Here is a 21,873-nt window from a genome sequence, read left to right on the forward strand (position 1 = left end):
CGTAGAAATGAAAGGATTTGTTGAACGGTATAAAAAGGAGCTTTTGGAGAACGTTATGCCGTTTTGGGTAAAATATTCCAATGATAGGGAATATGGTGGTTTTTTAACTTGCTTAGATAGGGATGGGACAGTATTTGATACGGATAAATTCATGTGGTTACAAGGTAGACAGATTTGGACACTGTCAATGCTCTATCTTAGCGTCGAACCAAATGAAACCTGGCGAGAAATGGCAGAACAAGGATCTGCTTTTATCTTAAAGAATGGACGGAACCAACATGGTGATTGGTATTTTTCGCTCGATAGGGCAGGTCGTCCGCTGGTGCAACCCTACAATATCTTTTCAGACTGTTTTGCCAGTATGGGGCTGGGGGCGCTTTACAAGATAACGGGAAAAGATGAACATGCACAAGTGGCATACGAAACATTTGACCGAATATTGGATCGTCGGGAGAACCCGAAAGATCAATATAATAAAATATATCCCGGTACCCGGTCTCTCAAAGGATTTGCATTACCGATGATCTTAAGCAATCTTTCTTTAGAGCTTGAACATATAGTGGGGACGAATACGGTGGAATCGCTGATAGATGAAATCATTCACGACATCATGGAAGTTTTTTATCAACCAGATACGGGGCTGATTATGGAAAACGTGAACGTAGATGGGTCGTTTTCCGATTCGTTTGAAGGGCGATTGGTGAACCCTGGTCATATTATAGAGGCGATGTGGTTTATGATGGATCTGGCAGGAAGACGTGGGGATAGTGCGCTTATGGCGAAGTGTGTTGAGATAGCACTCGGGGCATTAGCGTTTGGTTGGGACGATGAATTTGATGGCATAGTGTATTTTAAAGATATTCTAAATAAGCCTCTGCAACAATTGGAATGGGATCAAAAACTTTGGTGGGTACATCTCGAGGCATTGGTGTGCATGGCAAAAGGTTATGCATACACGGGTGATACGCGTTGTAAAGAATGGTTTCAAAGGTTGGATACATATGCTTTCCGTCATTTTTCAGATCCGGAGTATGGTGAGTGGTATGGCTATTTAAATAGACAAGGACAGCCATTGCTTAGCTTGAAAGGAGGGAAATGGAAAGGATGCTTCCATGTTCCAAGAGCTTTATTAAAGGTGTATTCCGCTCTTGAAACGCTGGAACGACAATCACTTTCGCTGTAAGGTTATTTCAAGACCTCTTCGCTTTTTGTTTAGACCTTGTTCGCACCTGCTTCGGACAATTACCGTGTTTTTAATGACGTTTTACCGTGCATTTACCGTGTAGACCCCGGTAAATACACGGTAACCACACGGTAAATCCTTGGTTAATGAGCGAAGAAGTTCCGAAGCATGTCCGAATATAGTATTAAAGATGTTGGAGGAAACCCTAAACTAAAAAGCCTCACTAAGACTTAAATAAAATCCCGTTTGTCTTTTTTCGCCTGGTCTTTTTTCGCCGATGGCATAGTCAAAACGGACAGTACTGTTATGTTCTAAGCTAAAGAAGTATCGGATGCCCCCGCCGAAGCTCGGTACCAGACGGAAATTGTGTTTTTGGGAAAATGTGCTACCCGTTCCACCAAACCCAACGACACCCAGACGTGGCATAAATCGGTACCGGAATTCAAATTGTGCGGTAGCATAATTCTTGTCTTTGTATCGTCCTAGGTAATAACCGCGCATGGTCATGTCACCTCCTAGGTCACGATAAGCATAAAAAGGGACATTTTCCCCGAAAGTGCCTCGGTAAAGGGTTTGTGCAGCAAGGGTTATCTTCGGCGAAATCGCATGAAACCCTCTGATATCAACTTCCAACTGGCTACCCCTGAAATTATCTCCGCCCCAAAAGTGAGGCGCATAAGCATATTTCAGTCGGGAGTAGAGACCATTGGTTGTATACGTGGTGTTATTTCGCGTGTCATATAGGGAAGAAACTCCGAGAGCCAAGTACTGGCCGCCTGTCTTCCCCAATACCTCGGGTTGTGCAAAAATGCCTCCAGGCTCACGATCCTTGAACTTGAAACTTTCGTATTCCACATTTACACCGGCATACCATCTGGGGACAATTTTCTTCTCTATATCTATTTTTGCCCGCGCGAGTTGATGTTCCAAAAAATCCTCATCCGCCAACCAGGTGTCTGATCCCAAGCCATAGAAGTTAAAGGGCCAATCCCTATAACGCAGTTCAGTTAAAATATGATAATCGTTGTCTTTTGTCCATATATCGGTTAGCAGTTTGATGTTTTTCTGCTTTTCTGTGGTAAGTGTCCCCATAAGTGTTATGTTGGATGTGCGGCTGTCCGGATCAGCTTTATCCAGATAAAAATTATAGGTTCCGGCGATACCGTACTCTACCCCGGTTTCCTGGGCGTAGCCTAGCGCAGGCAAAACAATCAAACTAGCACTGCGTGTAGAGTCACGTTCCGCAGCGAGAAACTTTTTTGCCATTTTTTTGATAAACGTCTGTTCTTGTGCATAAATAGGTGAAAAAAAGGATATCGTGAACAACGAAATCAATAGCAATATATTTCCGAAACGCCGATTTTGTTTGATGAACATAAGTATCTTCTTGAAAAATGCGGTGCAAGATGTAAATTATTTCGTTGCATATCAAGTATATGATGTAACCAGCCATTTTTTTTCGTGAAATATTTTTGTAGTTTGGATGTAGTCGCTATCTTTGCCTCATCAAAATCAAATGAGCTAATGTTGTTTGAGGCTGATGATTAGCGTTCTTTAACACGATAAAAAAGTTTTTAAAAAACTTGCAAATATCAAAATTAAGTTGGATTTTTGCACTCGCTATCTGGAAAGGTAGGTGTTCTTTGGAGAGTTTTTAAAAAAAAATAGATATTGCCTCTTTAGCTCAGCTGGTAGAGCAACTGACTTGTAATCAGTAGGTCATTGGTTCGATCCCGATAAGAGGCTCTAAATGCAATTAATTTGCAGGTTTGGAGGGGTTCCAGAGCGGTCAAATGGGACGGACTGTAAATCCGTTGCTTCGGCTTCGAAGGTTCGAATCCTTCTCCCTCCACCATCCGATTTTAGATATGTAGTATGTCGATTTGAATTTTTTTTACAAATCGAGTAATCTAAAATCAATCAGCGGAAGTAGCTCAATTGGTAGAGCGATAGCCTTCCAAGCTATAGGTTGCGGGTTCGAGGCCCGTCTTCCGCTCTTTTTTTAACGTTTGATTTAAGTCTCTGTCTTTTTTGATGAATTTTTCTGATAAGGTAGAGGCTATCATCTGTAGATAGGCTTTTGATAAGCCGAAGTAGCTCAGGGGTAGAGCACTTCCTTGGTAAGGAAGAGGTCGTGGGTTCAAATCCCATCTTTGGCTCAAAAAATATGGAAGTTTATTACTTTTGTAAAGGATTTAATAAAGAAACATTTTATAATTACTAATTCGCATAAACATGGCAAAAGAGAAATTTGACCGGAGTAAGCCGCACTTAAATATCGGTACAATCGGTCACGTTGACCACGGTAAAACAACTACTACAGCTGCTATCACTAAAGTATTGGCTGACAAAGGTTTTTCAGAGGCTCGTTCATTTGATTCAATTGACTCTGCTCCTGAAGAAAAAGAGCGTGGTATTACAATCAATACAGCGCACGTAGAATACCAAACAGCGAACCGTCACTATGCGCACGTTGACTGTCCAGGTCACGCTGACTATGTAAAAAACATGGTTACTGGTGCTGCACAGATGGATGGTGCTATCATCGTAGTTGCTGCGACTGATGGTCCTATGCCTCAAACTCGTGAGCACATCTTGTTGGCTCGTCAGGTAGGTGTTCCTGCGTTAGTAGTGTTCCTGAATAAAGTTGACTTGGTTGATGACGAAGAGTTGTTAGAGCTTGTTGAGATGGAAGTTCGTGAACTATTGTCATTCTATGAATTCCCAGGTGATGATATCCCTGTGGTCAAAGGATCTGCTCTAGGTGCATTGAATGGCGAAGAGCAGTGGGTTGATAAAATTATGGAATTGATGGATGCTGTAGATAACTACATTCCAATTCCTCCACGTTTGACTGAGCTTCCTTTCTTGATGCCGATCGAAGACGTATTCTCTATCACAGGTCGTGGTACAGTTGCTACAGGTCGTATCGAAAGAGGTGTAATCAACTCTGGTGACCCTGTTGATATCTTAGGAATGGGTGCTGAGAACTTGAAATCTACTGTAACTGGAGTAGAGATGTTCCGTAAGATTTTGGATTATGGTGAAGCTGGTGATAACGTAGGTTTATTGCTACGTGGTATTGAGAAAACAGATATCCGTCGTGGTATGGTAATCTGTAAACCAGGTACAGTAACTCCTCATACAGACTTTAAAGCTGAGGTATATGTATTGTCAAAAGCTGAAGGAGGTCGTCATACACCATTCTTCAACAAATACCGTCCTCAATTCTATTTCCGTACAACAGACGTAACAGGAGAAATCGCGTTACCAGAAGGTACTGAAATGGTTATGCCTGGTGATAACGTAACAATCACAGTAAAGTTGATTAACGCAATCGCTATGGAAAAAGGTCTACGTTTCGCTATCCGTGAAGGTGGTCGTACGGTAGGTGCTGGTCAGGTAACTGAAATCTTAGCGTAATCTTTAAGATTATCCTAGTATAACAAAACAAGCTAATTGGCTGATGCTGGTTAGCTTGTTTTTTTTCCGGTTATCCAATAGGGTATAAAGTAGAAAAAAAGTAAATAATATTTGCGCTAATAGCGTTGAAACACTATATTTGCGTCATCAAAAAAACCAAGGGATATAGTATAATGGTTAGTATAGCGGTCTCCAAAACCGTTGGTCTGGGTTCGAATCCTGGTATCCCTGCTAAAATAATTTAGGTAAACTAAAAATGGCTAAAGTACTTGATTTTTTAAAAAGCTCCTATGTCGAGGTTACAGAGAAGGTAACTTGGCCTACTTGGGCGCAATTACAAAACTCGGCGGTAGTGGTACTTGTAGCGTCTGTCATTATTGCTTTGTTGATATTTGTGATGGATAAAGCTTCAAGTAATCTATTGGAGTTGTTGTACGGAATTACTTCCTAAATTTATCATTAAAAATTTTATGGCAGATCAATCGTTAAAATGGTATGTAGTTCGTGCCGTTAGTGGAAAAGAGAAGAAAGTGAAGCAATACGTCGAGGCAGAAGTTGGCCGTTTGGGTATCCAACATCTGGTACCTCAGGTATTGATTCCTATGGAAAAATATTACCAGATGCGTGACGGGAAGAAAGTTGCTAAAGAACGTAACTACTATCCCGGATATGTGTTGATCGAAGCTGCGCTGGATGGAGAGATTGAGCACGCAATTAAGAATTTGAATAGTGTGATCGGATTTCTGGGTGATAAAGAAGGTAATGCGATCCCTTTGCGTCCTGCTGAAGTTAACCGAATTTTAGGTAAAGTAGACGAGATGGCGGAACAGGGGGAAAGCATGAATGTTCCGTATTACGTGGGTGAAACGGTTAAAGTGAATGACGGACCGTTTAATGGCTTTACCGGAGAAATAGAAGAGGTGCACGAAGATAAGAAGAAATTGACCGTGATGGTGAAGGTTTTTGGGCGGAAGACACCACTGGAGTTAAATTATATGCAGGTAGAGAAGGAATAAAAAACTACTATAATAAATAAAAACGAGGGGCCGATAATCGAGCCCCTCGTTTTTGTTTATTATAGATCAAATCGATCTAAATTCATTACTTTATTCCACGCTGCAACAAAATCATGAATAAATTTAGTTTGTGCATCAGCTGTTGCGTATACTTCAGCGATTGCTCTTAGCTCTGAATTCGATCCGAACACCAGATCCGCTCGAGTAGCCGTCCACTTAAGATCTTTACTTTTACGGTCATAACCCTCGTAGACTTCTTTTTCATCTGACTGTGCTTTCCACTGGGTATTCATATCCAAGAGGTTGACAAAGAAGTCGTTGGTTAGTACGCCTGGCCGGGTTGTGAATACACCATGCTTAGCGTTATCGTAATTTGTCTCTAGCACACGTAGACCACCGATTAAAACAGTCAGTTCAGGCGCGGTTAATGTCAGCAATTGCGCTTTGTCAATCAAGAAAGCTTCTGTAGGTGTAGCATATTTTGTTTTTAGATAGTTGCGGAATCCATCAGCTTTGGGTTCAAGATACTCGAACGATTCTACGTCTGTTTGTTCCTGTGAAGCATCGGTTCGGCCAGGTGAGAAGGGTACCGTAATATGAACGCCTGCCGCTTGCGCCGATTTTTCGACCGCTGCATTTCCCGCTAATACGATTAAGTCCGCAATTGATACTTTTTTGTTGCCGTTTTGTCTGTTATTAAACGCCACTTGGATATGTTCCAATACCTCCAACACTTTCGCTAATTGTGTCGGATTATTTACTTCCCAGTTTTTTTGTGGAGCCAGCCGAATACGGGCACCATTGGCACCACCTCGTTTATCACCACCTCGAAATGTAGAGGCAGAAGCCCATGCAGTTGAGATCAGTTCGGAAATATTGAGACCGGAATCTAGGACTTCGGATTTCAATGCCGATACGTCTTCTTCATTAATGAGTTCATGATCAACTTCAGGAACAGGGTCTTGCCAGATCAGGATTTCCGCTGGTACTTCGGGACCTAAATAACGGGATCGCGGTCCCATGTCTCGGTGCGTCAACTTAAACCACGCACGTGCAAATGCATCCGCGAATTGGTCTGGATTTTCTAAAAATCGTCGGGCTATTTTTTCATATTCAGGATCAAAACGTAAGGCAAGATCTGTTGTAAGCATAGCAGGGGCATGCTTTTTATTTGAGTCATGCGCGTCCGGAACTGTATTAGAACCCATGCCGTGCTTCGGTACCCATTGGTGTGCTCCTGCCGGACTTTTCGTCAACTCCCATTCATAACCAAACAGGTTCCATAAAAAATTATTGGTCCATTTGGTTGGTGAAGAAGTCCAGGTCACTTCGAGTCCGCTGGTAATCGTATCTCCGCCTTTACCCGTGCCATAACTGTTGTCCCAGCCTAGTCCTTGGGATTCTAAATCGGCTGCTTCAGGCTCTGCACCGACGTGGTCCGCGGGTGCAGCACCATGTGTTTTTCCAAAGGTGTGTCCACCGGCAATCAGTGCCACGGTTTCTTCATCATTCATCGCCATCCGTTTGAAAGTGTCGCGAATGTCGTAAGCAGCAGCGACCGGATCGGGATTACCGTCGGGCCCTTCAGGATTCACATAAATGAGTCCCATCTGTACAGCTGCAAGTGGATTTTCCAGATTACGACTGTGTATTTCCCCATCCGCGTCATCGTCAGATACCAGCACGCCGTGGTCTTTCTCTACGCCTTCAGAGCCGCGTGCATAACGGTCGTCACCACCTAACCAGGTCGTCTCCTTGCCCCAATAAACGTCTTCGTCTGCTTCCCATACATCCTCACGTCCGCCAGCAAACCCGAATGTTTTGAAGCCCATAGACTCTAAAGCTACGTTCCCCGTAAGAATTAGCAGATCCGCCCACGAAATCTTATTGCCGTATTTTTGTTTGATCGGCCAAAGTAGCCTCCGTGCTTTATCTAAGCTTACATTGTCTGGCCAGCTATTTAGTGGTGCAAAACGTTGCTGTCCTCTTCCTCCACCACCACGACCGTCCTGGATACGGTATGTGCCCGCACTGTGCCAGGCCATACGGACGAAAAGGGGACCATAATGCCCAAAATCCGCCGGCCACCATTCCTGAGAATCTGTCATGAGGGTATGCAGATCCTTTTTTAAACCCTCATAGTCCAAACTTTTGAATGCCTCGGCATAATTAAAATCTTTGTCCATTGGGTTTGTTAAGGAGGAGTGCTGGCGCAAAAGATTGGTTTTTAGTCTATTTGGCCACCAGTCATTGTTTTTAGTGCCATCGCCTCCCGTAGAGACGACTTTTTTTTCGTGATGTTGCCCTCCACTATGGAAAGGACATTTGCTAATGTCATTACTGTTGTTTTCCATTTTTTATTTATTGATTTAATTTATTTTATTTTTCATTGATGTTATTACTATGGTCTTTACAATCAAAGATACGTTAACGTAGATGTTAGTTACTATCGATAATCTCGATGCCATATTGGTTTTGTTTATTAAATTATCTTCTATGTTTTTTATTTCCAAAATGTTTATTATCTTTGCACCTCGTTTGATTATATACTGCTTTTATTATATAGTCTACGAAAGATAATAAATGTTACGTTATAATGCTTCCACCTTACTAACAAACATTTAACAATTAAATTCAAAACAAAATGGCAAAAGAGGTCAGTGCGTTAGTAAAATTACAAGTAAAGGGCGGTGCTGCAAATCCATCTCCTCCTGTAGGGCCTGCATTGGGTGCTAAAGGGGTGAACATCATGGACTTCTGTAAGCAATTTAACGCTCGTACGCAAGACAAACCAGGGCAAGTACTTCCTGTTGTCATTACAGTTTACAGCGACAAATCATTTGATTTTATCATCAAGACACCACCGGTAGCTGTTCAGTTAAAAGATGTAGCTAAGCTGAAAAGTGGGTCGGGTGAGCCTAACCGTAAAAAAGTTGCTTCTATTACTTGGGAGCAGGTTGAGGTTATTGCTAAAGATAAAATGCCTGATTTGAATGCATTTACTGTAGAGTCTGCTATGAAAATGGTGGCTGGGACAGCACGTAGTATGGGCATTACCGTTTCTGGTAACGCTCCTTGGAACAATTAATTTAACGAAATCAGTTTAAGAAAGTGGCTAGATTAACAAAAAATCAAAAAGCGGCACTATCCAAAATTGAAGCTGGTAAGGCGTACTCTTTAAAAGAAGCAGCCGCTTTGGTTAAAGAGATTACAGCGACGAAATTTGATGCTTCTGTGGATATCGACGTTCGTTTAGGCGTGGATCCTCGTAAAGCAAACCAAATGGTTCGTGGTATCGCTACGTTACCTCACGGGACAGGTAAGACTGTGCGTGTTTTAGTATTGTGTACTCCTGATAAGGAGGAAGAAGCTAAGGCTGCAGGCGCGGATTACGTAGGTCTCGATGAGTACATCAGCAAAATTGAAGGTGGTTGGACTGACGTTGATATCATTATTACTATGCCTAGTGTTATGGCTAAAGTGGGTAAATTGGGACGTATTTTGGGTCCAAGAAACTTGATGCCTAACCCTAAAACTGGAACAGTGACTACGGATGTAGGTAAAGCTGTAACGGAAGTGAAAGGTGGTAAAATTGATTTCAAAGTCGACAAGACAGGTATCATCCATACTTCAGTGGGTAAAGTGTCGTTCGAAGCAGATAAGATTTATGACAATGCATTAGAGGTGTTACAAACACTGGCACGTCTTAAACCTTCCGCTGCTAAGGGAACATACTTCAAAAGTATTCACATCTCTTCAACCATGAGTCCTGGTATTCATGTGGAGACTAAATCAGTAGCAGGAATTTAATCATGAGAAAAGAAGAAAAACAAGCAATTGTTCAAGCTTTGGCCGAACAGATTAAATCTTACGGTAATTTCTACATTACTGATACTGCTGATTTAACTGTTGAAAAAGTAAATAACATCCGCCGTAAATGTTTTGAGCAGGGTATTACGATTCAAGTAGCTAAAAACTCCTTGATTGAAAAAGCCCTTATCGAAGCAGGAATCGATTCAGAAGAATTGCGTAGCGTGCTTAAAGGTGCTTCTACAATGATGTTCTCTGAAACCGGAAACGGCCCGGCGAAATTGATCAAACAATTACGTAAGGAAGGTGACAAGCCCGTTCTAAAAGCGGCTTACATCCAAGAAACTGCATTCGTAGGAGATAACCAACTAGAAGCACTAGTTAATCTTAAATCCAAAGACGAACTTATCGCAGACGTTATTGCTTTGCTTCAATCTCCTGCGAAGAATGTTATTTCCGCACTTCAATCAGGTGGAAATACAATTTCAGGTTTGGTAAAAGCTTTAGAAGAAAGAGGCTAACGGACACCTCGTATAAAATGTTCGTGTATTTTTAATTAACAATTTTTATTAAGTACATTCAAAAATTCAAAATAAAATGGCAGATTTAAAACAACTTGCTGAACAGTTGGTTAACTTAACAGTAAAAGAAGTTAAAGAATTAGCTGATATCCTAAAAGATGAGTATGGTATCGAGCCTGCTGCTGCAGCTGTTGCAGTTGCTGGTCCTGCTGCTGGTGGCGAAGCTGCTGCTGCTGAAGAGAAAACTTCATTTGACGTTATCTTGAAAGAAGCTGGTGGTCAGAAATTAGCAGTAGTTAAATTGGTTAAAGACTTAGCTGGTTTAGGCTTGAAAGAAGCTAAAGATTTAGTTGACGGTGCTCCTAAGGAATTGAAAACAGGTGTTTCAAAAGACGAAGCTGAAGCTTTGAAAAAACAATTAGAAGAAGCTGGAGCTGTTGTTGAGATCAAATAATCTCAGCATAAAAAAGCGCCTTAAGGGTTTAGACTCTGTCAATACGTTGTCAGAGTCTATTCCTGTTTATAATATTATTACATGTATCAGATGGGTGCTGACATCTGATAAGAACATGATTACAGCATAGTTGGCTCAGTTTTTTTAAACTAAAATACTTATTCCCTTGGCAAACAATAATATTCAAAACGAAAGAGTAAATTTTGCTACAAGTAAGAAGGTTATCGATTATCCGGATTTCTTGGATGTGCAATTGCAATCTTTCAAGGAGTTTTTTCAACTAGAAACTACTTCTGACAACCGCCATCAGGAAGGGCTGTTCAAGGTTTTCTCGGAAAACTTCCCTATTTCTGATTCAAGAAACATCTTTGTGCTCGAGTTTTTGGATTATTTCATCGATCCGCCTCGCTACGATATACAAGAGTGTATTGAGCGTGGATTGACGTATAGTGTCCCACTCAAGGCAAAATTGAAGTTATCTTGTAATGATGAAGAACACGAGGATTTCGAAACGATTGTGCAAGACGTATATTTGGGAACAATTCCTTACATGACACCAAAAGGTACCTTTGTGATCAATGGTGCTGAGCGCGTTATTGTTTCCCAGTTGCACCGTTCCCCTGGCGTGTTCTTTGGTCAGAGTAGACACACAAATGGTACAAAACTTTATTCTGCAAGGGTAATTCCTTTTAAAGGATCTTGGATCGAATTTGCAACGGACGTAAACAACGTGATGTATGCTTATATCGACCGTAAAAAGAAATTCCCAGTTACTACTTTGTTGCGCGCGATCGGCTACGATTCCGATAAGGACATCCTGGAGCTGTTCGATCTTGCAGATGAGGTTAAAGTAAGTAAATCTGGTCTTAAGAAATACGTTGGTCGTCGTTTGGCGGCTAGGGTATTGAAAAAATGGATCGAGGACTTTGTAGATGAGGATACAGGTGAGGTAGTGTCCATCGATCGTAATGAGATCATCTTAGAACGTGAAACTGTTTTAGAGGAAGACCACATTGAGATGATCATCGATGCAGGGGTAAAATCCATTATCCTAGCGAAAGAAGATGGCGCTAACAATGCGGACTACTCGATTATATATAATACTTTACAGAAAGATACCTCAAACTCTGAAAAAGAGGCTGTAGAACACATCTACCGTCAACTGCGTAACGCAGAACCACCTGATGAAGAAACAGCACGGGGTATCATTGATCGTTTGTTCTTCTCAGACAAGCGTTATGATTTGGGGGATGTAGGTCGTTACCGTATCAACCGCAAGTTGAAATTGGATACAGCAGATGATACGAAAGTATTGACGCGCGAGGATATTATTGCCATCGTTAAGTATTTGATTAATTTGATTAACTCCAAAGCGGAAGTCGATGATATCGACCACTTGTCCAATCGTCGTGTACGTACGGTGGGCGAGCAGTTATATGCGCAGTTTGGAGTTGGTCTTTCTCGTATGGCGCGTACTATCCGTGAACGGATGAATATTCGTGACAACGAAGTCTTTACGCCAACGGACTTGATTAATGCACGTACACTGTCGTCCGTTATCAACTCGTTCTTTGGTACGAACCAGTTGTCTCAGTTTATGGATCAAACCAACCCATTGGCAGAGATTACGCACAAGCGTCGTCTGTCAGCCTTAGGGCCAGGGGGGCTTTCTCGCGAGCGTGCAGGTTTCGAAGTACGTGACGTTCACTATACGCATTATGGTCGTTTGTGTACTATTGAAACACCAGAAGGTCCGAACATTGGTTTGATTTCTTCCTTGGCTGTACATGCGAAAATCAATAACTTAGGCTTTATCGAAACTCCTTACCGCCAAGTTAGAGATGGCAAAGTTGTGGTTGATGAACCCGTAGTTTATTTATCAGCCGAAGACGAGGATAACAAAACCATTGCACAGGCGAATGCGGAATACGACGATAAGGGTAACTTTATCGATCCCAAAGTTAAAGCGAGATATGAGGGTGACTTCCCGATTATTGAGCCGGAGCGTCTGGATTATATGGACATTGCACCGAATCAGATTACATCCATTGCGGCATCCTTGATTCCTTTCTTGGAACACGATGATGCCAACCGAGCATTGATGGGATCGAATATGCAACGTCAAGCTGTTCCTTTATTGAAACCACAGGCACCTGTCGTTGGTACTGGTTTGGAAGCTCGTGTAGCATCCGATTCTCGTACGTTAATCAACGCCGAAGGGGAAGGTGTGGTTGAATATGTAGACGCCAATGAGATTAAAATCCGCTACAAGCGGACAGATAACGACCGTTTGGTATCATTTGATAATGATGTAAAAACATACACACTTACGAAGTTTAAGAAAACAAACCAAAATACGTGTATCAACTTGAAGCCAATCGTTACGAAAGGTCAAAAAGTAACCAAAGGTCAAGTATTGTGTGAAGGTTATGCAACCGAAAATGGCGAGTTGGCACTTGGTCGTAACTTGAAAGTGGCATTCATGCCTTGGCAAGGATATAACTTTGAGGATGCGATCGTAATCTCTGAACGTGTTGTATCGCAAGACTTATTCACTTCCTTGCATATTGAGGAATTTGAATTGGAGGTTCGTGATACGAAACGTGGTGAGGAAGAATTAACATCCGATATCCCTAACGTTTCAGAAGAAGCAACGAAAGATTTGGATGAGAATGGGATTATCCGGGTTGGCGCCGAAGTGAATGGTGGCGATATTTTAATTGGTAAGATCACGCCGAAAGGCGAATCCGATCCTTCACCGGAAGAGAAGTTATTACGCGCTATCTTTGGAGACAAAGCTGGTGATGTTAAAGACGCTTCATTGAAAGCATCACCTTCTTTGAAAGGTGTAGTTATCGATACGAAGCTATTCTCTCGTGCGAAAAAAATGTCTAAAGAAGCGGAAAGAAAAGCATTAGACAAATTAGAAGTCGCACACGATAAAGCTGTAAAAATACTGAAGGATCGTTTGGTAGAGAAATTGTTCACTGTGGTGAATGGTAAAACCAGTCAAGGGGTGTATAATGTGTATAAAGAATTGCTCGTACCTAAAGGAGCTAAATTCACACAGAAGATCTTGATGGATTTGGATTATGCACACATCAATCCAACGGGATGGACTACAGATGAAGATAAGAACGAGCTGATCAAGTTAGCACTTCACTTTTATAATATTAAAATCAACGAAGAGCTTGGTGCGTTTAAAAGAGAGAAATTTGCTATTTCTGTCGGAGATGAGCTCCCATCGGGTATCGTTCAGATGGCGAAAGTTTATGTGGCTAAAAAACGTAAGTTGAAAGTTGGTGATAAGATGGCTGGACGCCACGGTAACAAAGGTATTGTTGCTCGTATCGTTCGCGATGAGGATATGCCGTTTTTGGAAGATGGAACGCCCGTAGACATTGTGTTGAATCCATTAGGGGTGCCTTCACGGATGAACTTAGGACAGATTTACGAAACTGTTCTGGGATGGGCAGGTCAGAAATTGGGTATGAAATTCGCTACACCAATCTTTGACGGTGCTGAAATGGACGAGGTGGAAGAGTGGATCGCTAAAGCTAAATTGCCAATGTCAGGTAGAACTTACTTATACAATGGTTTAACAGGAGAGCGTTTTGACCAACCCACTACAGTAGGTGTGATCTACATGTTGAAATTAGGTCACATGGTAGACGATAAAATGCATGCACGTTCTATCGGACCGTACTCGTTAATTACACAACAACCGTTAGGTGGTAAAGCACAATTCGGTGGTCAGCGTTTCGGTGAGATGGAGGTATGGGCATTAGAAGCATTTGGTGCATCAAATATCCTGCAAGAAATCTTAACAGTGAAATCAGATGATGTTGTTGGACGTGCGAAGACTTACGAGGCTATCGTTAAGGGTAACAACCTTCCGACACCATCCGTACCGGAATCGTTCAACGTATTGGTACATGAATTACGCGGTTTAGGATTAGATATCACATTAGATTAATCAAGCATACAGCTTTAACTTTTTATAAAGTATGTCTTACAAAAAAGATAATAAAATTAAAAGTAACTTCACGTCGATTACGATCAGCTTGGCTTCTCCGGAAACGATTTTGGAGCGCTCTAGCGGTGAGGTTACAAAGCCAGAGACGATTAACTATCGTACCTACAAACCTGAGCGTGATGGTTTATTCTGTGAGCGTATCTTTGGTCCGGTAAAGGACTATGAATGTCACTGTGGTAAATACAAACGTATTCGTTATAAAGGTATCGTATGTGACCGTTGTGGTGTCGAAGTAACCGAGAAGAAAGTACGTCGTGAGCGTATGGGACACATTAATTTGGTGGTTCCTGTTGCACACATCTGGTATTTTCGTTCCCTTCCTAATAAAATCGGTTATTTATTAGGGCTTCCAACCAAGAAGTTGGATATGATTATCTACTACGAAAGATATGTGGTTATTCAGCCGGGTATCAAAGAAGATGATGGCATTTCCTACATGGATTTCTTGACGGAGGAAGAATATCTAGATATTTTAGATACACTACCAAAAGAAAACCAATATTTGGATGATACCGATCCTCAGAAATTCATCGCCAAGATGGGGGCTGAGGCGATGGAGGAACTTTTGAAACGTATCGACTTAGATCAATTGTCATACGATTTACGCCATCAAGCCGCGAATGAAACTTCGCAACAGCGTAAAAATGAGGCATTGAAACGTCTTCACGTAGTAGAAGCTTTCCGAGGAGCCAACACGCGTATTGAAAACCGTCCGGAGTGGATGATTGTAAAAATCGTTCCAATTATTCCACCGGAATTGCGTCCATTAGTGCCGTTGGACGGTGGTCGTTTTGCGACGTCGGATTTGAATGACCTTTATCGTCGTGTCATTATTCGTAACAATCGTTTAAAACGTTTGATCGAAATCAAAGCACCGGAAGTAATCTTACGTAATGAAAAACGTATGCTTCAGGAAGCAGTTGACTCTTTGTTCGATAACTCGCGTAAAGTGAACGCGGTGAAAACAGAAGGTAACCGCGCCTTGAAATCGTTATCAGATATTTTGAAAGGTAAGCAAGGACGTTTCCGTCAGAACTTATTGGGTAAGCGTGTGGATTATTCAGCACGTTCAGTAATTGTCGTTGGTCCGAACTTGAAATTACACGAGTGTGGTCTTCCTAAAGATATGGCAGCAGAACTTTACAAGCCGTTTATCATTCGCAAGATGATTGAGAGAGGTATTGTAAAGACGGTAAAATCGGCGAAAAAAATCGTTGACCGCAAGGATCCGGTGGTGTGGGATATTCTAGAGAATGTACTGAAAGGACACCCTGTATTGCTCAACCGTGCGCCTACGCTTCACCGTTTGGGTATTCAAGCTTTCCAACCTACGTTGGTAGAAGGTAAAGCGATTCAATTACACCCGTTGGTGTGTACAGCGTTCAACGCCGACTTTGACGGTGACCAGATGGCGGTCCACTTACCTTTAGGTAATGCAGCTATTTTGGAAGCTCAGATATTGATGTTGGCTTCGCATAATATTCTTAATCCAGCAAACGGTTCGCCGGTAACGGTTCCTTCGCAAGATATGGTATTGGGTCTTTATTATATTACAAAAGGCCGTAAATCTACAGAAGATCATAAGGTACGAGGTGAGGGAATGACGTTTTATTCTCCGGAAGAGGTTATCATTGCCTTGAACGAGAATAAAATTGATCTGCACGCTTTTATCAAGGTAAAAACGAAAACTAGAAATAAGGACGGTGAAATCGTTGAAAGTATTCTTGAAACTACGGTTGGACGGGTTATTTTTAACCAGATCGTGCCTGATGAGACGGGCTACGTTAACGAACTCCTGACCAAAAAATCATTGCGTAATATCATCGGCGATATTGTGAAGAACACGGGTATGGCTCGTGCAGCACAGTTCTTGGATGATATGAAAGAGCTAGGATTCCAAACAGCCTTTAAAGGTGGTTTGTCATTCAATTTACAAGATCTGAATATTCCTGCGGCGAAAGCAGATCTAATTGAGCAAGCAACTGGCGAAGTTGAAGAGGTAATGAACAACTATAATATGGGTTTCATTACGAACAACGAACGTTACAATCAGATTATCGATATTTGGACACGTATCAACAACCGATTGACAGCATACGTGATGGATATTCTTTCCAACGACAACCAAGGATTTAACTCTGTTTATATGATGTTAGATTCTGGTGCCCGTGGTTCCAAAGAACAGATTCGTCAGTTGTGTGGTATGCGGGGTCTGATGGCAAAACCGCAGAAGTCGGGTACTTCGGGGGGCGAGATCATCGAGAACCCGATTCTGTCAAACTTCAAAGAAGGTTTGTCGGTATTGGAGTACTTTATCTCTACCCACGGTGCGCGTAAAGGTCTTGCCGATACGGCGTTGAAAACAGCCGACGCGGGTTATTTGACTCGTCGTTTACATGATGTTGCGCAAGATATGATCGTCGTAGAAGAAGATTGTAATACGTTGCGTGGTTTATATAAAACGGCACTTAAAGAAAATGATGATATTGTTGAGCCTTTGTACGACCGTATCTTAGGACGCACACCATTAAATGATGTGTATCATCCGACAACGGGCGATCTGATTGTTTCGGCTAACGAAGATATTACAGAAGAGATTGCGACGGCGATTGATGAGGCTGGTATTGAGGGCGTTGAAATTCGATCGGTATTGACTTGTGAAGCTAAGCGTGGCGTTTGTGCTGCGTGCTATGGACGAAACCTTGCCTCTGGCAAGCGTGTCCAAATGGGCGAAGCAGTCGGTGTTATTGCTGCACAGTCAGTGGGTGAACCAGGTACGCAGTTGACATTACGTACATTCCACGTGGGTGGTACGGCATCGAATATTGCGGCTGACTCCAGTATTATAGCGAAATACGATGGTAAAGTTGAGTTTGAAAATGTACGTTCTGTCGCTAAAGAAGGCGAAGAAGGACCTTTCCAAATAGCCATAGGACGTTCTGGAGAACTTCGTATCGTAAGCGATGATAGAAAAGTATTATATAACCAAATTATCCCTTACGGTGCAAGTATATATGTAAATGAAGGCGATAAGGTAGAAAAGGGTAAGGTATTAGCAGATTGGGATCCGTATAATGCGGTAATCATCTCTGAGTTCCCGGGTAAAATCGAATTCGAAGCCATTATTGAAGGCGTAACCTTCCGCGACGAATCTGATGAACAAACCGGACACAAAGAGAAGGTTATTATTGAGACACGGGATAAAACCAAAAACCCGACGGTTAAGATTGTAGACTTAGCTGGTGATACCTTACGCTCATACAACATTCCGGTGGGAGCGCACGTCTCGGTTCAGGATGGGAAAAAAATCAAAGAAGGAACTATCTTAGCGAAGATTCCTCGAGCTACCGGTAAAACGCGTGATATTACAGGAGGTCTTCCTCGTGTAACCGAGTTGTTCGAGGCACGGAATCCATCTAATCCTGCTGTTGTTACCGAAATTGATGGTGTTGTTACGTTAGGTGGTGTGAAACGCGGTAATCGTGAGATTTCGATAGAATCCAGAGATGGACAGATCAAGAAATACTTGGTGCCACTTTCTAAGCATATCTTAGTACAGGATAATGATTTTGTAAAAGCAGGTATGCCATTGTCAGATGGTTCTATTTCGCCAGTAGATATTCTCTCCATTAAAGGTCCAGCGGCCGTTCAGGAGTATATCGTAAATGGTATCCAAGAAGTTTATCGCTTACAAGGGGTAAAAATCAACGATAAGCACTTTGAAACTATCGTTCACCAGATGATGCAAAAAGTGAATATTGAGGATCCAGGAGATACCCGTTTCTTAGAGAAAGAAGCTGTTAACAAATGGGACTTCATGGAAGAAAACGATGCGTTGTTTGATAAGAAAGTTGTCGTTGATGCGGGAGATTCGAAAGAGTTGAAAGCTGGTCAAATTGTAACCATGCGTAAACTTCGTGAGGAGAACTCCAGCTTACGTCGTCAGGACTTGAAAACAGTAGAGGTTCGTGATGCTATTTCAGCAACTTCAAGCCCATTATTACAGGGTATCACGCGCGCGTCATTAGGTACGAAGTCATTTATTTCGGCTGCGTCTTTCCAAGAGACGACAAAAGTCTTAAACGAAGCTGCTATCGCAGGTAAACGTGACGATTTGTTAGGATTGAAAGAAAACGTAATCGTAGGTCACCTGATTCCATCAGGAACTGGTTTACGTGAGTATAGCAATATTATCGTCGGTTCGCGTGAAGAGTACGATCAGCTATTGGCTTCGAAAGAAGAAGACTAGCGAGATTTTATAAAGCAATAAAAAAGGCAGCAAAATCGCTGCCTTTTTTATTGCTTTATCTTTCCGTCACCAAAATCACCCTTCACAAACAACTTATGATAACCTGCTCCTGTTGCAGCATCGATGACCTCCTGTGGTGCCATCTTGTTGACCAAGGCGTGTATATATCCCGCCATAAACGCGTCCCCACTGCCTATCCGGTCAATCACCTCGAAAGTTTCCATAACGTCAGAACTGACGTGTTTTGTAGGCGTATGGTATGTCCCGTAAAATAAGTTATGATTCGGGCTATCCATGAAGCGAAAGGTATAAGCTACATGTTGGCACTTCGAATATTTCTGGAAAATTTCATTAGCGGATTCTTTTGCGGCGGCGAGATATGTTTCGCGTGGTGTATTTCTGTCAAAAGACTCGTCAACAGCTGTCCCCAGCATTTTGTTCGCAGCCCAAATATTTCCCATAATGACATCGCAATGCGCAATGAGTTGAGGCATAATATCGATAGGCTCTTTGCCATACTGCCATAAACGGTTCCGGTAATTCAAATCGACGGAGATCGTAATATTACGGTTAGATGCTTCTTGAAGCAAGACAGCCATGAGATCCGCCATGTTTTGGTTAAGGGCCGGCGTAAGCGCTGTCCAATGGAACCAGGAAACGCCTTCGAGCAACTTATCTACGTCGATATCCTGTTTAGTTAACTGGCTAAAACTGGAATATTTACGGTCATAAATGACCTCGCCTTTGGATAAACCATTCGCGGACATCAAAATATAGGTACCTAGCCTATCGCCGATACGCAGTGCTTTGCTAGTATGTACACCGAGACTACCAAGTATAGCTAAGATTTCATCGGATAAAGCATTTTGTGGTAACGCACTACAATAAGCTACGTTACTCCCCATTTGTGCCAATGAGGCGGCTACATTCGCCTCCGATCCGCCAGGAAAAATCTCTAAACGGTTATTCGTTTTGTCAAAGAATGTGTTTCCGAGACTCTGTTGTCTGACTAATATCTCGCCAAAAGATAATATAAGATTCATGAATAAAATTTATTTTGGAAGTGAAAATAGCGCTATTTTTTTAAACTTTATAGTGTTGTCTACGAAATCGTTGCCATTCCATCTCGTATCCAATCACCGGATGCCTGTCAAAATTCATAATTTCATAACATCATTTTTGTCTGAGACCCAAAGGCTTTTAAATACTTTTGTGACTAATGTTGGATTTTGTACATTTGTTTGGTACACCTATTAACTTTATGATGCGTTCAAATCTGTTTGATGAAGAGCTGGCCAGTGCCCTTGCTGAAGGATCTGTAGAGGCATTTCGTTCGCTATATGACCGATACCGCAGACCGGTCTACGCCAACATTCTGAAAATAGTAAAACAGCCTGAGCATGCTGAGGATATTCTCCAAGAGGTATTTGTTGCTTTGTGGGAACATCGATCTAGGATCAAGGCCGATCGATCCGTAGGGGGGTGGCTGTTTGTCGTAAGTTTTAACAAAGCAACGACTTTCTTGAAAAAAAGACTGAAAGAGTCTCTCGATTATATAGAAGAATACACCGATTATGAACATATGCTTCCCGAGGAAACTGTCAACGAAGAGGAATACCTCTCCCAATGGACGATTGTTGAAGAAGCGGTCAATGCACTTCCCGCCCGTAAAAAGGAGGTGTTTAGACTTTGTCGTTTTGAAGGAAAGGCAAAAGAGGAAGTAGCGTCCATAATGGGAATATCTACGGTCTCTGTGGGCGATTACCTCAAGCAATCCAATCGTGCCATCAGAGACTATATCACACTGAAATACCCCCATCTTTATACCATTATTGTCATTACAAAGGCTTTTTCAGATAATTTTTAATTTTTTTGTAGAAAAACCATCCCCTTTTTTACCGATAGGAGTATTTAATTATAGAGGCTTGGATAAACCTAGCTCCTGCAATACGTCATTATAAATGTATAACTCTGACTAAAATGTCGTGTCTAAGCGTAGATGTCCATGGATAGAATAACCTATTTGGTTGAAAAATTTTGGCGAGGAGAAGCGACCGAAAAAGAGAAGAAAGAGATACTCCGTTATCTTGAACAGCATAAGCCTGAATGGAGAAGCCGTATGGAGCAAGCTTTTTTTGCAGATGAACCATCTGAGGATGATTTGGGAGTTGAACGTGCCGAACATGTCTTTGCACAAATAGAATCGATCACCCACATTAAAGAGAAGACGCCGATCACGCGTATACACCGTATTCGTCCCTATGTGCGGATCGCGGTAGCAATAATCGTATTGATGCTGTTCGGATGGGGAATGTCCGTCTATTTGATGGATAGTAGACCGAAGCAGATGATGGTATCGACGTCTATTCCAAAGTTAGATACCATCGTACATAGAAACCTGAACCAAGAAGATCTTATCCTACGGTTGGAAGATGGCTCTAAGGTGTTCTTGACATCAGGAAGTTCGATTACTTATCTGTCTCATTTTGATGTAAACAAACGTGAAGTGTTTTTAGATGGGAAGGCCACATTTGACGTCGCGAAAGATACGTTGAGGCCATTTACAGTTTGGGCAGACGGATATTCAACAACGGCTTTGGGAACTACCTTTTCTGTTAGTGCTTATCATACAAAAGTGTTTAAGGTGAATCTGATTTCAGGCAAAGTCGTTGTACGCTCTTCGTCTAAAAGTCCGGTAACCCTTTCGGACGTTTATCTAGAGCCGGGGGAGGAGCTTCGTGTCAATCCATTAAGTGGACGGTGGGCTGTTTCTGATAAGAAGTTGTTGCCTACGCCGCTCGCTAACAAGCAGGTGCCGCGAAGGAAAAAGGAGGAAATATCGGAAGCTTCCGAAGACACACTATTGGTGTTTGATAAAACTCCTCTGAATGAAGTATTTCACCGCATTTCACGACAGTTTGATGTAAAGATAGATTTATCTGGTGTCGATGTGAGTCAATTGTCATTTACCGGCGATTTTCATCCAACAGATTCCCTTGATGTCGTGGTCAGTATTATATGCAACATGAATGATTTAATGTATCATGAAGAGAAACGTACGATTCGGATAGAGAAAATTAACAAATAAAGGATGTTTATGAATAAAAAGTGTGAATCGGTCCGAAAGGAGCGGACGGAACCGTTTTGTCCAATTTTAATGTTTAAAAAATGAAATAGATGT

15 protein-coding genes and 5 tRNA genes are annotated in these 21,873 nt (G+C 42.0%); 17 read left to right on the forward strand and 3 right to left on the reverse strand.

Annotation, left to right across the window (positions count from 1 at the left end; translation table 11 throughout):
* Positions 1-7 precede the first annotated feature (7 nt).
* A complete protein-coding gene (locus C5749_RS16050) occupies positions 8-1,183 on the forward strand; it encodes a n-acyl-d-glucosamine 2-epimerase (protein WP_105727244.1) in 1,176 nt (391 codons plus the stop codon).
* Between the two features lie 210 nt (positions 1,184-1,393).
* Here C5749_RS16050 and C5749_RS16055 read toward each other — a convergent pair whose 3' ends face one another.
* Positions 1,394-2,449: a BamA/TamA family outer membrane protein gene (locus tag C5749_RS16055; RefSeq protein ID WP_245893814.1), complete on the reverse strand. Its 1,056-nt coding sequence runs from the start codon at positions 2,447-2,449 to the stop codon at positions 1,394-1,396.
* Positions 2,450-2,856: 407 nt separating this feature from the next.
* Between C5749_RS16055 and C5749_RS16060 the strand changes: the two genes are divergently transcribed.
* From C5749_RS16060 to nusG, 8 genes are all read left to right on the forward strand, one after another.
* Positions 2,857-2,929: transfer RNA gene (locus C5749_RS16060), tRNA-Thr, on the forward strand.
* 25 nt (positions 2,930-2,954) lie between these two features.
* A tRNA-Tyr gene (locus C5749_RS16065) sits at positions 2,955-3,038 on the forward strand.
* A gap of 68 nt (positions 3,039-3,106) precedes the next feature.
* Positions 3,107-3,179, forward strand: a tRNA-Gly gene (locus C5749_RS16070).
* A gap of 91 nt (positions 3,180-3,270) precedes the next feature.
* Positions 3,271-3,342, forward strand: a tRNA-Thr gene (locus C5749_RS16075).
* A 76-nt stretch (positions 3,343-3,418) separates the two neighbouring features.
* Positions 3,419-4,606, forward strand: coding sequence for an elongation factor Tu (tuf, locus tag C5749_RS16080; RefSeq protein ID WP_105727246.1), 1,188 nt, complete (start codon positions 3,419-3,421; stop codon positions 4,604-4,606).
* A 159-nt stretch (positions 4,607-4,765) separates the two neighbouring features.
* A tRNA-Trp gene (locus C5749_RS16085) sits at positions 4,766-4,837 on the forward strand.
* 25 nt (positions 4,838-4,862) lie between these two features.
* Entirely contained in the window at positions 4,863-5,057 is a 195-nt protein-coding gene (gene secE, locus C5749_RS16090) for a preprotein translocase subunit SecE (protein ID WP_105717076.1), read from the forward strand.
* A 19-nt stretch (positions 5,058-5,076) separates the two neighbouring features.
* Positions 5,077-5,622, forward strand: coding sequence for a transcription termination/antitermination protein NusG (nusG, locus tag C5749_RS16095; RefSeq protein WP_105717077.1), 546 nt, complete (start codon positions 5,077-5,079; stop codon positions 5,620-5,622).
* 59 nt (positions 5,623-5,681) lie between these two features.
* On the opposite strand, the gene katG is transcribed toward nusG, so the two are convergent.
* On the reverse strand, positions 5,682-7,976 hold the full coding sequence (gene katG, locus C5749_RS16100; RefSeq protein WP_105727247.1) for a catalase/peroxidase HPI: 2,295 nt from the start codon (positions 7,974-7,976) through the stop codon (positions 5,682-5,684).
* Positions 7,977-8,266: 290 nt separating this feature from the next.
* Here katG and rplK point away from each other — a divergent pair, with 290 nt between their 5' ends.
* From rplK to rpoC, 6 genes are all read left to right on the forward strand, one after another.
* Positions 8,267-8,710 (forward strand): 50S ribosomal protein L11, encoded by a 444-nt coding sequence (rplK, locus tag C5749_RS16105; RefSeq protein ID WP_105727248.1) that lies wholly within the window; start codon positions 8,267-8,269, stop codon positions 8,708-8,710.
* Positions 8,711-8,733: 23 nt separating this feature from the next.
* Entirely contained in the window at positions 8,734-9,432 is a 699-nt protein-coding gene (rplA, locus tag C5749_RS16110) for a 50S ribosomal protein L1 (protein ID WP_105717080.1), read from the forward strand.
* Positions 9,433-9,434: 2 nt separating this feature from the next.
* Positions 9,435-9,953, forward strand: coding sequence for a 50S ribosomal protein L10 (gene rplJ / locus C5749_RS16115; RefSeq protein WP_105717081.1), 519 nt, complete (start codon positions 9,435-9,437; stop codon positions 9,951-9,953).
* Between the two features lie 76 nt (positions 9,954-10,029).
* Positions 10,030-10,407, forward strand: coding sequence for a 50S ribosomal protein L7/L12 (gene rplL / locus C5749_RS16120; RefSeq protein WP_105717082.1), 378 nt, complete (start codon positions 10,030-10,032; stop codon positions 10,405-10,407).
* 166 nt (positions 10,408-10,573) lie between these two features.
* Positions 10,574-14,383 (forward strand): DNA-directed RNA polymerase subunit beta, encoded by a 3,810-nt coding sequence (gene rpoB, locus C5749_RS16125; RefSeq protein ID WP_105727249.1) that lies wholly within the window; start codon positions 10,574-10,576, stop codon positions 14,381-14,383.
* A 31-nt stretch (positions 14,384-14,414) separates the two neighbouring features.
* Positions 14,415-18,692 carry a DNA-directed RNA polymerase subunit beta' gene (rpoC, locus tag C5749_RS16130; protein WP_105727250.1) on the forward strand — a complete coding sequence of 1,426 codons (4,278 nt, stop codon included), beginning with the start codon at positions 14,415-14,417 and terminating at the stop codon, positions 18,690-18,692.
* Between the two features lie 47 nt (positions 18,693-18,739).
* Here rpoC and C5749_RS16135 read toward each other — a convergent pair whose 3' ends face one another.
* Positions 18,740-19,735 (reverse strand): sugar kinase, encoded by a 996-nt coding sequence (locus C5749_RS16135; protein WP_105727251.1) that lies wholly within the window; start codon positions 19,733-19,735, stop codon positions 18,740-18,742.
* A gap of 176 nt (positions 19,736-19,911) precedes the next feature.
* On the opposite strand from C5749_RS16135, the gene C5749_RS16140 reads away from it, so the two are divergent.
* Together C5749_RS16140 and C5749_RS16145 are read left to right on the forward strand one after the other, a co-directional pair.
* Positions 19,912-20,559, forward strand: coding sequence for an RNA polymerase sigma factor (locus C5749_RS16140; RefSeq protein ID WP_105727252.1), 648 nt, complete (start codon positions 19,912-19,914; stop codon positions 20,557-20,559).
* A 138-nt stretch (positions 20,560-20,697) separates the two neighbouring features.
* Positions 20,698-21,780, forward strand: coding sequence for a FecR family protein (locus C5749_RS16145; RefSeq protein ID WP_181151491.1), 1,083 nt, complete (start codon positions 20,698-20,700; stop codon positions 21,778-21,780).
* Positions 21,781-21,873: the final 93 nt, after the last annotated feature.

The organism is Sphingobacterium gobiense (genome assembly GCF_002980575.1).
Taxonomy (GTDB): Bacteria; Bacteroidota; Bacteroidia; order Sphingobacteriales; family Sphingobacteriaceae; genus Sphingobacterium; species Sphingobacterium gobiense.

Bases quoted from the DNA above. Each gene is read 5' to 3' on its own strand.
- C5749_RS16050 (WP_105727244.1), top strand. From the start codon at position 8: ATGAAAGGATTTGTTGAACGGTATAAAAAGGAGCTTTTGGAGAACGTT.
- C5749_RS16055 (WP_245893814.1), bottom strand. From the start codon at position 2,449: ATGGCAAAAAAGTTTCTCGCTGCGGAACGTGACTCTACACGCAGTGCT.
- tuf (WP_105727246.1), top strand. From the start codon at position 3,419: ATGGCAAAAGAGAAATTTGACCGGAGTAAGCCGCACTTAAATATCGGT.
- secE (WP_105717076.1), top strand. From the start codon at position 4,863: ATGGCTAAAGTACTTGATTTTTTAAAAAGCTCCTATGTCGAGGTTACA.
- nusG (WP_105717077.1), top strand. From the start codon at position 5,077: ATGGCAGATCAATCGTTAAAATGGTATGTAGTTCGTGCCGTTAGTGGA.
- katG (WP_105727247.1), bottom strand. From the start codon at position 7,976: ATGGAAAACAACAGTAATGACATTAGCAAATGTCCTTTCCATAGTGGA.
- rplK (WP_105727248.1), top strand. From the start codon at position 8,267: ATGGCAAAAGAGGTCAGTGCGTTAGTAAAATTACAAGTAAAGGGCGGT.
- rplJ (WP_105717081.1), top strand. From the start codon at position 9,435: ATGAGAAAAGAAGAAAAACAAGCAATTGTTCAAGCTTTGGCCGAACAG.
- rplL (WP_105717082.1), top strand. From the start codon at position 10,030: ATGGCAGATTTAAAACAACTTGCTGAACAGTTGGTTAACTTAACAGTA.
- rpoC (WP_105727250.1), top strand. From the start codon at position 14,415: ATGTCTTACAAAAAAGATAATAAAATTAAAAGTAACTTCACGTCGATT.
- C5749_RS16135 (WP_105727251.1), bottom strand. From the start codon at position 19,735: ATGAATCTTATATTATCTTTTGGCGAGATATTAGTCAGACAACAGAGT.
- C5749_RS16140 (WP_105727252.1), top strand. From the start codon at position 19,912: ATGTTGGATTTTGTACATTTGTTTGGTACACCTATTAACTTTATGATG.
- C5749_RS16145 (WP_181151491.1), top strand. From the start codon at position 20,698: ATGGATAGAATAACCTATTTGGTTGAAAAATTTTGGCGAGGAGAAGCG.